The 12,290-nt window shown below is 73.8% G+C and carries 11 protein-coding genes; 6 read left to right on the top strand and 5 right to left on the bottom strand.

Annotated features, from left to right (window positions below; translation table 11 throughout):
* Nucleotides 1-27: 27 nt before the first annotated feature.
* A complete protein-coding gene (locus WMF12_RS30910; protein ID WP_437851161.1) occupies nucleotides 28-1,002 on the top strand; it encodes an RNA polymerase sigma factor in 975 nt (324 codons plus the stop codon).
* Nucleotides 999-2,279 (top strand): FecR domain-containing protein, encoded by a 1,281-nt coding sequence (locus tag WMF12_RS30905; protein WP_437851159.1) that lies wholly within the window; start codon nucleotides 999-1,001, stop codon nucleotides 2,277-2,279. The genes WMF12_RS30910 and WMF12_RS30905 overlap by 4 nt, the downstream gene beginning before the upstream one ends.
* Before the next feature lie 146 nt (nucleotides 2,280-2,425).
* On the opposite strand, the gene WMF12_RS30900 is transcribed toward WMF12_RS30905, so the two are convergent.
* On the bottom strand, nucleotides 2,426-2,731 hold the full coding sequence (locus tag WMF12_RS30900; protein WP_012238486.1) for a PilZ domain-containing protein: 306 nt from the start codon (nucleotides 2,729-2,731) through the stop codon (nucleotides 2,426-2,428).
* Nucleotides 2,732-2,804: 73 nt separating this feature from the next.
* On the opposite strand from WMF12_RS30900, the gene WMF12_RS30895 reads away from it, so the two are divergent.
* Complete coding sequence (locus tag WMF12_RS30895; protein ID WP_437851157.1) at nucleotides 2,805-3,998, top strand: hypothetical protein; 1,194 nt, start codon at nucleotides 2,805-2,807, stop codon at nucleotides 3,996-3,998.
* 61 nt (nucleotides 3,999-4,059) lie between these two features.
* Here WMF12_RS30895 and WMF12_RS30890 read toward each other — a convergent pair whose 3' ends face one another.
* The 3 genes from WMF12_RS30890 to WMF12_RS30880 all read right to left on the bottom strand — a co-directional run bounded on the left by WMF12_RS30890 (nucleotide 4,060) and on the right by WMF12_RS30880 (nucleotide 7,503).
* Nucleotides 4,060-4,623 carry a hemerythrin domain-containing protein gene (locus WMF12_RS30890; protein WP_012238484.1) on the bottom strand — a complete coding sequence of 188 codons (564 nt, stop codon included), beginning with the start codon at nucleotides 4,621-4,623 and terminating at the stop codon, nucleotides 4,060-4,062.
* Between the two features lie 183 nt (nucleotides 4,624-4,806).
* Complete coding sequence (locus tag WMF12_RS30885) at nucleotides 4,807-7,050, bottom strand: hypothetical protein (RefSeq protein WP_437851155.1); 2,244 nt, start codon at nucleotides 7,048-7,050, stop codon at nucleotides 4,807-4,809.
* 48 nt (nucleotides 7,051-7,098) lie between these two features.
* Nucleotides 7,099-7,503, bottom strand: a complete 405-nt coding sequence (locus WMF12_RS30880; protein ID WP_437740249.1) for a PilZ domain-containing protein — start codon at nucleotides 7,501-7,503, stop codon at nucleotides 7,099-7,101.
* 49 nt (nucleotides 7,504-7,552) lie between these two features.
* Here WMF12_RS30880 and WMF12_RS30875 point away from each other — a divergent pair, with 49 nt between their 5' ends.
* From WMF12_RS30875 to WMF12_RS30865, 3 genes are all read left to right on the top strand, one after another.
* Complete coding sequence (locus WMF12_RS30875; protein WP_437851153.1) at nucleotides 7,553-9,301, top strand: class I adenylate-forming enzyme family protein; 1,749 nt, start codon at nucleotides 7,553-7,555, stop codon at nucleotides 9,299-9,301.
* A gap of 52 nt (nucleotides 9,302-9,353) precedes the next feature.
* Nucleotides 9,354-10,454, top strand: coding sequence for a molecular chaperone DnaJ (dnaJ, locus tag WMF12_RS30870; protein ID WP_437851151.1), 1,101 nt, complete (start codon nucleotides 9,354-9,356; stop codon nucleotides 10,452-10,454).
* 101 nt (nucleotides 10,455-10,555) lie between these two features.
* Nucleotides 10,556-11,401 (top strand): pyruvate, water dikinase regulatory protein, encoded by an 846-nt coding sequence (locus tag WMF12_RS30865; protein ID WP_437740246.1) that lies wholly within the window; start codon nucleotides 10,556-10,558, stop codon nucleotides 11,399-11,401.
* Nucleotides 11,402-11,420: 19 nt separating this feature from the next.
* Here WMF12_RS30865 and larE read toward each other — a convergent pair whose 3' ends face one another.
* Nucleotides 11,421-12,281 (bottom strand): ATP-dependent sacrificial sulfur transferase LarE, encoded by an 861-nt coding sequence (gene larE, locus WMF12_RS30860; RefSeq protein WP_437740245.1) that lies wholly within the window; start codon nucleotides 12,279-12,281, stop codon nucleotides 11,421-11,423.
* Nucleotides 12,282-12,290 lie beyond the last annotated feature (9 nt).

The following is a 12,290-nucleotide window of genomic DNA, read 5'->3' as shown; positions in this document are numbered from 1 at the left end:
TTGTGGAGCAGCCGTGCGGCGCCATGAATGATCCGGCGGCTCGGCGCACCAGAGCTCTCCGTGCATACCGTGGCGGTCGAGACGGGGGCGCTGTGGGCGCACCTCTCGCGGTCGTTCTTCCCTGCTGACGCGGCTGCGCCGGACGGCCGTGGCGACGACCTGCCCGAGTGCGCTGCCAGAGACGCCCACGCGCCGCTCGACGTCGTGTTCGCGGGCGGTGACCGCTCTCGTCGTCCGGCGCTCCTCGTCTCTCCGTCGAGCTCCATGAGCGCCGAGGGGGCGGGTAGGCTTCCGCAGGTGACCGAGCCCGACGACGTGGGCGAGTGGATCCGCCGCTTCCAGAGCGGTGACCCGACGGCGTTCGTGGAGATCTTCCGCCGCTACCGCCGCGACGTCGCGCGCCTCGTTTTCAGGATGCTCGGGCCGACCGCCGACGTCGAGGACGTCATCCAGGAGGTGTTCATCCAGGTGCACCGGAGCCTGGGTGACTTCCGCGGGCAATCGAAGTTCACGACGTGGCTCCACCGGGTGACGGTCAACGCCGTGCTGATGGCGCGGCGCGCTGCGCGCTGCCGGCCGGTGTTCGTGGGCGAGCTCGGCGCCGACATCGAGGTGGACCGCGGCATGCTCCCGGACGAGGACGCCGCTCGCGCTCGCAGGATCGACGCCTTTCGGCGGGTGCTGGAGCGCCTCCCCGAGAAGAAGCGGGTCGTCTACGTCCTGCACGAGCTCGAGGGGATCCCGCCGAACGAGATCGCGGAGATCGTCGGCGCGCCGGTCCTGACGGTGCGGACGCGCCTGTTCTATGCGCGCCGCGAGATCGAGGCGATGATGCGCGCCGAGCCCGCGCTCGCCCAGCTCGCCGCCGAGCTGGCCGAGGGCGGCGCGGACAAGGCGGATGGCGCCGGGCCGGCAGCGGCGCGCACGCGCGTTTCCGTGGGGGGCGCCGCCGTGGGATACCCCGCGGCGGATCCATCGGCTGTCGACGCGGAGGACGCATGAGCGGCGCAAAGCACTACGACCGGGCACGCGAGCACATGGAGCGGTTGCTCCGCGCCGAGCAGCCGCCCGAGCCGCGCTGGGAGACCATCGAGCGCGAGCTGTTCGCGCGGATCGAGCGGGCCGCTCCGGTCCACCGCGCCGCGCCGCAGCAGCGCTCGCCGCTCGGGCGCGCGCTCGGGTTCGCGGCGGCGGCGGCGGCCATCGCGTTCGCGGTCCTCGCGGCCGGGCGCTCCGCCCCGCCCGTCACGGCGACGTCGACGCCACCGCGCGCCCGCGATCTCGCCGAGGTCCCCGTGGCAGCCGGCGGCGACCGGGCGTCCGGCGACCTGGACTTCCGCGCCCTCCGGCCCGGCGACTCCGTCGAGACCGCGGACCACGCGGTCTCTTTCGTCGATGTCGGCTCGGTGCGCTGGACGCTCCTGCCGGACAGCCGCGCCGTCGTGCGCGCCGTGGGCGCGGCAGGGGTCGGCCACGTGATCTCGCTCGAGCGGGGCTCGGTGCGCGCCGACGTCGTCACGCGCGCGCCCGAGGAGGGGCTCGTCGAGGCGTTCGCCGTCGAGGTGGACGGCACCCGCGTCGCGGTGCACGGCACGCTCTTCACCGTGACCCGCCTGGAGGGCCGCGTGGAGGTCGACGTGGAGCACGGCACCGTCGCGGTCGGCCCTGCGGCGTACCGCGGCGCGACCACCGCGCACCTCCTCGTCGGCCCGTCGCGCGGCACCTTCTCGCTCGACGGCGGCCGCGAGGCGCGCCTCCTCGAGCGCCCCGCGCCGAAGGAAGGCGCCGCCGCGGTCGCGTCGCCGGCGCCGGCGCCGGCGCCTGCACCCGCTCCGCCCCAGCCGTCCGTCGGCGCGCGTCCGCCGGGCGGAGCCGCTCTGGCCCCGGCGGTCGTGGCTCGCGCAGAGGAGCCCGCCGCCCCTGCGGTCGCCGAGCCGACTGCGCTGCTGTCGCCGCTGACGACCGAGCCCCCGGCCGCCGCCGCGCCGCCGGTCCCGGAGGCGCAGGAGGCGTCTGGCCCGCCGGCGCTCACGCCGGCCTCCGTGCAGTCGCTGCTGTCGAGCTGCTTCGCGCGCGAGAGCGCGGGCGGCAGGTCCTCGGTCCGCCGATCGATCGTCTCGACGCTGCACGTCTCCGTGCGCCCCGACGGCAGCGTCGCCGCCCTGCGCTTCAACCCGCCGCTCCGGCCGGCGCTGCAGGCTTGCGCCGAGGGCCTCTACCGAGGGCGCTTCGCGGGAGGCTCGAGGCAGCTCGACATCCCCCTGACCATCGACGACTGAGCGGCGGTCACCCGCTTCGGATACGGGCCCATCTCGACGTTTTCGGTGCTCAGCGCACCGGAGTGCGCTTGCGCGCCGAAAACGCCGATCTGGACCCGTCTCCTGTGCGGGTGACCGCCGCTCTTCCTGTGCGGGTGACCGCCGCTCTAGAGGGAGCCGAGGAGCTGCGTGAGCGCGTAGGTCTCGCGTGCGCCCATCATGCCGAACTGTACCCCCATCCCCTCAGGGGTGGTCCATCGCACCACCGACGGGATCACGGCGACCTGCTTCAGTCCTTGCAGGGACAGCAGCACCTCGACGGTCGCGCCGAAGGGAGCCGGCGAGCTCGTCTCGATGAACATCCCGCCGAGGCTGAGGTCGCGGCATATCGCGTCGACGCGCGGGCCGTCACCGATCCGGAACGCGATCGAGAGCTCGATTTGCTTGCGCGGGTGCTTCCGGTGATCTCGCACGTTCCTCGCTGGCTAGCTGCGCGGCGCTGAGGCGCGCCGCGTGGGGTATTCTGGAGCGCAGAGGAGACGATCAATGTCGCGAGCCGAGAGCGTCGCTGTCAAGCGCCGGGAGCCGCGCTCGAGTTCTTCTTCGAGCCGCTCGAGCCGCTCGAGTCGCTCGAGCCGATCGAACAACAGCGGCAGCAGCACCACCCCCGCGGTCGCGGTCGCGTCGTCCACGAGGGCCGACGCGGGGGCGCGCCGCGGCTGGAAGCGGCACCTCGAGGGCTGGGAGCCGGGGCTCGTGGCCGTGTTCATCGCGGGGTCCGCGGCGATCCTCGCTGTGCCGCGGTCGGTCGAGCCGGCCGAGCTGCCGCTGCCGCTCGCCGACGCGCGAGCCCTCGCGCGCGTGCGAGACGCGGACATCACGCGCGCCCGCGAGGCCGAGGAGCTCGGGCTCGACGCCGAGGTGCGCGAGCTCGGCTCCGCCGTCCGCGCGTTCGGGCTCGTGGACGCCGACGCGGATCACACCGAGGCCGAGCTCCTCGCCGCGCGCGCGCGCGTGATCGACGCCGTGGGCCGCGCGCTCGCCCAGGGGGACGAGGCGGTGCTCCGGCTGCGCGCCTACCAGTTGAGAGCGTTCGTCCGCGAGGTGCGCCGCTTCGAGGCGACCGGCGAGGAGTCCGACGAGCTCCGCGAGCTCGGCGGCGATTTCCTCGGGCTGCTCCGCCGAAACGCCTGGCTGGGGCAGGGGGACGCGGCGCCGCGCGGCGGCGGGGAGGGGGCCCGCCGCGTCGCCATGGATGGCGTCGCGCTCGGTGTGCTCTTCAAGAAGCGCTGGAGCGCCATCGTCGGCGTCCAGCGAGATCCGTTCGCCCCGGCGCTCGACGAGGAGCGCGCGCTGTTCAAGTTCTTGCTCGCGCACCCGCTCGTCGCCGCGAGGAGCGCGCAGACCCTCCCGGCTCCTCCCGACGAGGAGACGGCGGCGCGCCTTGCGCAGGCGGGTGGGTCGGGGCCGCGCGCACCCGCGGCGGCGCTCCGCGCAGCGGAGGCGCGGCGCGCCGAGGAGCAGTATCGCCTGAAGAAGATCGACGAGCTCGCCGCGCTCGACCCCTCCTATCCCAGGCACCTCGCCCGCGGCGTCACGCTCTATCGGCTGGGGAGCTTCATGCAATCGGCGGAGGCGTTCCGCAGCCACCTGGACCAGCACCCCGACGGGGCGTACACGCTGCGAGCGCAGAACTACCTGCGCGCCGCGCTCGAGCGCGCGCGCGAGGAGCAATTCTAGGAACGGTCTCCCGTCGGCCGCGCCGATCGGCCGCGCCCCCTGCGCATCCCCCGGGGCGGGCCTACGGGCCCCTGCGCATCCCGCCGGGGCGGTATGGGCGCCCGCTGATGCCCTTGGCCGGGTTGCCTTGCCCGCCGCGCCCTCGGCGCGTCTCCATCTCGTTCCAGATCCCCTGCTTGGCCGAGGCCTGCAGGAACCGGCGAGCGGCCGGAAATACCTCCTGCTCCTCGCTCTCCACATGGCGCTGGTGCGCAGCGCGCAGGTCCTCGATGAGCTGGGGGATCGTCTCCACGGCCTCGGGGCCGCCGTCTCTTTCGATCGCGGCGCGCAGCGCATCGATCGCGCGCTGTTGCGCCTTGTGCTCCTGCCGGAGGCGCTCGAGGGTCGGCGCGATCGCCTCGAGCACCGCGAGCCGCGGGTACAGCGAGCGCTCCTCGTCCTCGCGATGCCGGCTCATCGACCGCTCGAAGTAGGCCACCACGCTGGAGAGACCCTCGAGCGCGGCGGCACGCCCGCGGGGATCGCTGAGCGCGCGCGCGGCGCGCGCGAGATCGTTCAGGTTCTCTTCCAGGCTCCGGTGAGCGGCGGCGAGCTTCTCGAGCGGATCGATCCGGTCATCGGACATTCATCGATCATCGAACGACAAGGCGCACGCGTGGAAGCCCTTTATTCCTTCCGCGCGCTATTGGCGCTCCGCGTCGCGCGCTCCGCGTCGCGCGCTGGTCATCCGACCAACTCGCCACCTGACCAGCGGAGACCGTATCGCACCTCCGGCGCCGGTCATCCCGCGCGGGATCGCTGGCGCGTTCTACGGAAGGCCCGCGTTGCGGGGCAGATCGAGGTGCAGCGCGGGCGCCAGCATCTCGCGCGCGAGGTGCACCTCGAGCAGGTCGATCACGGGGCTCTTCGACACCGCGCGGAGCCGCTCGTCCGCGCCGGCATCCCCCGCCGCCTTCCTGGCCATCGCGGTGTAAAATTGCGCCTCCACCCGCTGCGCCGCGCTCCGGGCGAGCCTGCCGAGATCCGCGTCGCTGAGCCCACCGTTCGCCCAGGCCGCGAGCTTTCCCGTCCAGGACGCGCGGCTCGTCGCGCTGTCCAGCGCGCGACCCGCGGTGCCGTCGGTCGCGACGCCGAGGGCGCGCTCCAGCAGCAGGACCCAGAGCCCGCCGTAGATGAGATCGTCCTCGTCCACGTTCGCCTCGAGGCCGCGCTTCAGCGCCCGCCGCGCGGCGGGGAGATCGCGCTCCACGAGCGCGCGCCCCACGGCGTCGAGCATCGTGGCGCCGAGCTGCGGCGGCTCGGCCGCCACCAGGGCGAACGCCCGATCGTACGCCCGGGTCGCGCCCTTCTCGTCGCCATAGCCGTCGAGGATGCGCCCGAGCAGCCGCTCCGTCCGCGCCTTGGCGCCGGGATCCCGGGCGCGCTGCCGGGTGTCGAGCGCGGCGGCGAGCGCGGCGTCGAGCGACTCCTTCGCCCGGTCCTGCGTGCCAGCGTCGCGGTGGAGCTCGAAGGCGAGCAGGTGCGCCTGGATGATCTCGAGCGGCGCGCTGCGCGCGTCCGGCGCTCCCAGCGCGCGCCGCACGTCCTCGAGCGCCGCCTGGGGCTCGCCGGACTGCCGCTCGGCCATCGCGAGCACCGTGAGCCCGTTGACCGTCGGCTCGGCCGCCGTCGCCGCGCGGAGCAGCGGCAGCGCGGCCACGAGGTTGCCGGCGCGCAGCTCGAGCGACGCCATGAGAGAACGGACGCGGGCGCCCGAAGGATCGAGCGCGCCGCCGCCGCGCGCCGCGCGATCGGCGAGCACGAGCAGCGGCCCCGCCGCGTTGTAGGTGCGCCGGGCCGCGTCGAAATCGTCGTTCGACGCCTCCTCCGAGAGCGCGCTCAGCACGAGCCCGAGCGCGGCCCCGAGCGCGCCCGGGCTCGGCCGGTCGCCGAGCGCGCCGACGATCACGAGCGGCGTCGCCTCGGACATGCCGAGGCGGATCATCACCTGGGAGAGGAGCGTGGCGCTGTCGTAGTTCTGCGGGTCGCGCCGGTAGGCCTCGAGGGCCGCGCCCCAGATCGCACCGTCGAGCAGATCCTGCCGCATTCCGGTCTCGGCGTCGCGCTCCTGCGCCTCGTGCTGCGCGAAGGCGGCGGCGAGCGCCTGCCACGAGACCGCGTCGTCGTCGGAGGCGGCGGCCTTGAGCCGCTGGTACAGGCCGGGCGGGATCACCCGGCGCACGCTCGTGCGGTCGATCTGATCGATCGCGCCCTTCGCGTCGCCGAAGCGGAGGAACAGCGCCGCCAGGCTCGCGCCGCCCGACTCGAGCGCGCGCGCCGCCTCGACCGCCTCCTCGCGCTCCGGCCTCGCGCCGCCCTGCCGGTACTCGATGTTGAACTCGATCGCCCGATCGATCCACGCCACGGTGGCGGCGGCCGCGCGCTGGATCGACTCCGCGCGGCCGTCGACGAGGGCGCGCGAGACGGCCGCGCGCTGATCCGCGCCGAGCTGCTCGAGCGGCCCGCCGGTGCGCGTCTCCTTCATCCACTGCTCGAGCGCGGCGAGGTGCTCGTCGCTCTCGGCGCGGGCCCGGCTCCCGCTCGGCAGCGCGGCGGAGCGGAGCTCCATGAGGGCCCGCACCCGCCCCTCGTCGCCGCGCGGGCTGAGCCGCTCGATCGCGCCGGCGATGGCGCGCTCGCCCACGGCGTCGATCATCTCGGCGCGCCCCTCGCCGGGACGGACGAGGGCCAGCGCGCCCAGGACGCTCTCGACGGCCCGGTCGGGCTGCCCTGCGTTGAAGCGCCCGGCGGCGTGCGCGAGCTGCCTGCGGACCACGCCGATGAGCAGGCCCGTGCGCTGCGGGCTCTGCTTGCCGTCGCGCACGATCGCGAACAGGCTGGCCGAGAAATCGGCGTCGCGGACCTCGACGGCAGCGACGCGGCCCTCGGCGCCTGGCGGCCCCTTCGCCCCCGGCGAGCCAGAGGCCCCGCAGGCGACGGGAGAGAGCGCGAGGGCGAGCGCGGCGAGACCCCGAGCGAGACGGCGCCGAGGGAACAGGGGCGGCAGCGACATTGCGAGCCAGTGTACACGGGGGGAGCGTGAGCGCACCCCTCGGAGGCGCTACCGCGAGCCGTCGCCGAGCTTGCGGCCGAGCAGCTTGGAGGCGAGCGTCTCGCCGAGCTCGCTCATCATCAGCTGCTCGACCACCGCCTCGGTGGCGGCGCGCTCCGCCTCGCTCGTGTACTGGAACTCGATCCCCATCCCCGCCGGAGCCGACTCTGTCGCCTCGGCGGTCGTGACGATCCACTTCACCCGCCCGCGAAGGCGGAGCGGCTCGGCCAGGTTCCGGATCGAGAGGGCGAACACGAACTCGGTGCCGATCGCGAGCGGGCGATCCGTCCGGATGAACGTCCCGCCTTTCGAGATGTTGCGCGTGTAGTCGGCGAAGAACGTGTTGAGCCGTTTGTACTCTACGCTCAGCTCGATCGCGGCGCGATGGGCCGAGCGGCGGTCAGCATCCGTCACGGGACCCACCCTACCACGACGCATGCGGGCCAGAGTAAAGTCGCCGGCCATGCGACTCGGAGGGGTCAGGGCCGCGCTGGCGAGCGGGCGAGGCACGATCGACGCGACGCTCGCCGCCGGGCGGGCAGTGACGCAGGCGGGGCTGCTCGCCGCGCTGCGTTGGCCGGGGCTCAAGGTGCTCGCGCGCGAGCTCGCGAGAGGCAAGGCGAACCCGTCGCTCTTGTTCCGTTTCCACGCCGAGAACAGCCCCCACCGGATCGCGGTGATCGAGCCGCTGGGCCTCGCGAGCCTCGCGCCCCGCGCGGCGGAGCGAGGCGCGGGGCCCCCGGCCGAGGATCGGGTCTACTCCTTCTTCGCGCTGAACGAGGCCATCGATCGGCTGGGCTCCGCGCTCGACCGGCGCGGCGTCGGCCCGGGCGTCACCGTGCTGCTCGCGCTCAAGAACCGCCCCGAGTTCCTGATGTGCCAGGTCGCGCTGGCCCGCGTCGGCGCGTCCGTGGTGGCGGCCTCGTGGCGATCGACCCCCGCGGAGCTCGCCTACCTCGCCGGCCACTCCGGGGCGCGCCTGCTCCTGTTCGACTCCGACATCGCCGGGGTGATCCGCGAGGCCGCGCCGCGGCTCGAGGGGATCCCGCCCGAGGAGATGATCGCGATCGGCGAGCGCGCCCCGGGCTTCTCGCACCTCGACGACCTCCTCGCCGAGCGGGGCGCCGAGCGGGGCGCCTCGCCGGATCGGAGCGAGCGCGCCGCGGTGGTGATGTACACGTCCGGCACCACCGGCAAGCCGAAGGGCGCGGTGCGCGGCTTCGGCGGCGGCATCGTCCTGCCGGCGCTCGGGGCCATCGGCGCGACCCCGATGCGCGCGGGGGACGTGCACCTCGCCGTGTGCCCGCTCTACCACCTCACGGCGCTCGGCTTCGTCAACCTGTCGCTCATCGTCGGCGCCACGATCGTGATCCTCCCGGAGTTCCAGCCCGAGCTCTTCCTCGAGGCGATCCAGCGGTACCGCGTGACCACCACGGCGGTCGTCCCGACGATGCTCCACCGCGTCCTCGAGCTCGGCGAGGCGCGGCTCAGCGCCTACGACACGTCGTCGCTCACCGCGATCTTCGTGGGCGGCGCGCCGCTCTCGCCGGCGCTCGCGGCGGAGGTGATGGCGGCGTTCGGCGACCGGCTCTTCAACTTCTACGGCGCGACCGAGACGGGCATCGTGACGATCGCGGGCCCCGGGGATCTGCGCGCCTCGCCGGGCACCATCGGGCGCCCCGTCGCCGGCAGCGAGCTGCTCCTCGCGCGCGAGGACGGGACGCCGTGCCAGGACGGCGAGGTGGGCGAGCTTTACGTGAGGAGCTCCTTGCTGGTCTCCGGCTACCACAGGGACCCAGGCGCCACGCGCGAGTCGACGCGCGACGGCTACTTCTCGGTCGGCGACCTCGCCCGCCGCGACGCGCGCGGCTGCTACCACCTCGAGGGCCGCAAGCGGGAGCTCATCATCTCGGGGGGCGTGAACGTGTACCCCGCCGAGGTGGAGTCGGTCCTCCACGAGCACCCGGCGGTCGCCGAGGCCGCGGTGGTGGGCGTCCCGGATCGCGCCTTCGGGGAGCGCGTGCGCGCGGTCGTCGCCCTGCGCCCCGGCGCGACCGCGAGCGAGGGCGACATCCGGGCGCACTGCCGCGCGCGGCTCGCGGGCCCGAAGGTCCCGCGCGAGGTCGTCTTCGTCGACGCGCTGCCGCGCAACCCGACGGGCAAGGTGATGAAGCGCGAACTCGCCGGGCCCGAAGGGAAATCAGCGGATTAGGCGGCCCGGTAGCCGCTGTCCCGGGAGGGCGATCGATGCTATTTCGCACGTCGTGCGGGATCCGTACGAAGTATTGGGCGTCGAGCGTTCCTCGACGCAGGATGAAATCAAGAGCGCCTTCCGGCGGCTCGCCGGCCAGCACCATCCCGACAAGAACCCGGGGGATCAGGGCGCGCACGTCCGCTTCAAAGAGCTGAACGCGGCCTACCAGATCCTGAGCGATCCGCAGAAGCGCGCGGCGTTCGATCGGTTCGGCCCCGCCGCCGTCGGCGCCTCCGCCGGCTCTGGGGTCCCGGGCGTGCCCTTCGACATGCAGGACCTCAACCTGGACGCCATCTTCGGCGATCTCCTCGGCGCCCTGGGCATCCGGGTCGGCGACCGCGGGACGCTGCAGAAGGAGGTGCGGATCACCTTCGAGGAGGCGGCGTTCGGCTGCGCGAAGGAGATCACCTACGATCGCGTCGAGCCGTGCGGCGACTGCGCCGGCTCGGGCTCCGCGCCGGGCGCGTCGACCGAGCGCTGCTCGGCGTGCTCGGGCCGCGGCCGCGTCCGGATGCAGCAGGGGATGTTCCCCATCGCGATCGAGCGCCCCTGCGGGCGGTGCCGCGGCACGGGGCGGATCGTGACCGACCCGTGCAGGACGTGCCGCGGCGCCGGCCTCGCGGCGAAGCAGAAGACGATCGAGGTGACGATCCCTCCGGGCGTGGAGAACGGCGCGACGCGGCTCGTGGAGCGCGGCGGCAACGCCGTCCGCTCCGACCGGGGGCCGGGCGATCTGGAGCTCACCATCCGCGTCTCGCCGCACGAGCTCTTCCGCCGCGTCGGCGACGACGTGGTGTGCTCCGTGCCGATCTCGTTCGCGCGCGCGGCGCTCGGCGGCGAGCTGGAGATCCCGACGCTGGAGGGGAAGGGCCGGCTCCGCATCCCCCCGGGCACGCAGCCCGGCGCGGTGCTCCGGATCAAGGGCAAGGGCATACCGCGTCGCGTCGTGGGCGGGCGCGGCGACCAGCTCGTCGAGGTGAGCGTCGAGGTGCCGACGCAGCTCACCGCGACGCAGCGGGAGCTCATCGCGCAGCTGGCGAAGGAGCTCGGCGAGAACGTGCAGCCTCAGCAGGCCACCTTCATGGAGAAGCTGAAGGGGCTGTTTGGTTGACCTGGCGCGCGGCCGCGCGCGATCCTTCGCGCTCTGCTGAACGCCGAGGCACGAGCCCTGCCTCGAGCGCCTGAGCCGACATGGCGACGGAGGGATCGGACATGGACAAGGCGAAGTTCATCGACGTCCTGAGCGACTCCACCGGAGAGACGGCGGAGAAGGCCGTGCGCGCCGCGCTCCTCCAGTACCCGGACGCGGGGGTGCAGATCCGCCTCCACACCCGGGTGCGCACGCCGGAGGTCGCGCGGCCGGTGCTCGAGCGCGCGGCCCGGGAGGGCGCGCTCGTCGTGTTCACCGTGGTGAGCCCCGAGCTGCGCGAGTTCCTGCATGCGTCCACCGCCGAGCTGAACATCGAGGCGATCGATCTGATCGGCTCGCTCATCGTCCGGCTCGGCACCTTCCTCGACCGGGAGCCCATCAACCTGCCGAGCGCGATGCTCCCGCTGAGCGAGGAGTACTTCCGGCGCATCGAGGCGGTGGAGTTCGCGGTGAAGAGCGACGACGGGAAGGAGCCGCGGAACTTCAAGAGGGCCGACATCGTCCTCGTCGGCGTCTCGCGCACGTCGAAGACGCCGCTGTCGACGCTGCTCGCGCAGCGCGGCCTCAAGGTCGCGAACCTCCCCCTGGTGCTCGGCGTTCCGCCGCCGCTCGAGCTGATGGAGGCCCCCCAGGATCGGGTCGTCGGGCTGACCATCGGGATCGATCAGCTCTGCGAGATCCGGCAGGCGCGGCTGCGCCAGCTCGGGATGCCCTCCGAGACCAACTACGCGATGCGCGAGCACGTCCGGCAGGAGCTCGACTTCGCGAACCGTCTCTTCGCCGCGCACCCGGAGTGGCCGGTGGTCGACGTCACCAAGCGCGCCATCGAGGAGACGGCGGTGATCATCCTCGAGCACCTGAAGGAGCGCGACGAGCGCGCCAAGGTCGTGCGCTCCTCGCTCGTGTGAGGCCGCGGCTCCAGCGAGATCAGCTCACGATCTTGAGGGCGCGGCCGACGAGGACCTCGTTGTGGCTGCCGGTCCTGTACCCGCCGAGATCGAGCGTCACGTACCGGAAGCCGTGCCGCTTGCCGGCGGCCACGATCTCGGCGCGCACCGGCGGCTCGGCGGCGCGCGCGAGCTCGCCCGCGTCGAGCTCGATGCGCGCGAGGTCGTCGTGGTATCGGACGCGGACCTGGCGGAACCCGATGCCGCGCAGCGCCGCCTCGAAGCCGCCGATCTGCGCGAGCCGCTCGCGCGTGACGCTGGTCCCGTAAGGGATCCGGCTGGAGAGGCAGGCCGCGGCCGGCTTGTCCCAGATGGGCAGGCCGACGCGCGCCGCGCCGGCGCGCACATCGGCCTTGCTGAAGCCGAGCTCGACGAGGGGGCTCAGCACGCCCGCCTCCCGCGCCGCCTCCAGCCCGGGGCGGTAGTCGCCGAGGTCGTCGGTGTTGGTGCCGTTCACGATCGCCGCGAGCGCCCACTCGGATCGCCTTCGCGCGGCGATCCGGTAGAGCTCGCTCTTGCAGTGGAAGCAGCGATCCGGGTTGTTCGCGACGTAGCGCGGATCGTCGATCTCGGACGACTCGACGAGCCGGTGATCGGCGCCGATCAGCCGGGCGATCGAGGTGGCCTCTTCCTTCTCGGCCGGCGCGAGGCTCGGCGAGACCGCGGTCATCCCGACGGCCCTCGGGCCGAGCTCCTGGTGCGCGACCGCGAGGACGAAGGCGCTGTCGACCCCGCCGGAGTAGCAGACGAGGACCGATCCGAGCTCCCGGAGCCGGGCGCGCAGCCCGGCGAGCTTGGCATCAATGGGCGAGCCCTCGGGCGTGGACGACAGCGCGGACATGGCGATCCT

The sequence above is a fragment of the Sorangium sp. So ce363 genome, assembly GCF_051520435.1.
GTDB lineage: Bacteria > Myxococcota_A > Polyangia > Polyangiales > Polyangiaceae > Sorangium > Sorangium cellulosum_B.
This window is presented reverse-complemented; position numbering and strand designations above follow the sequence as displayed.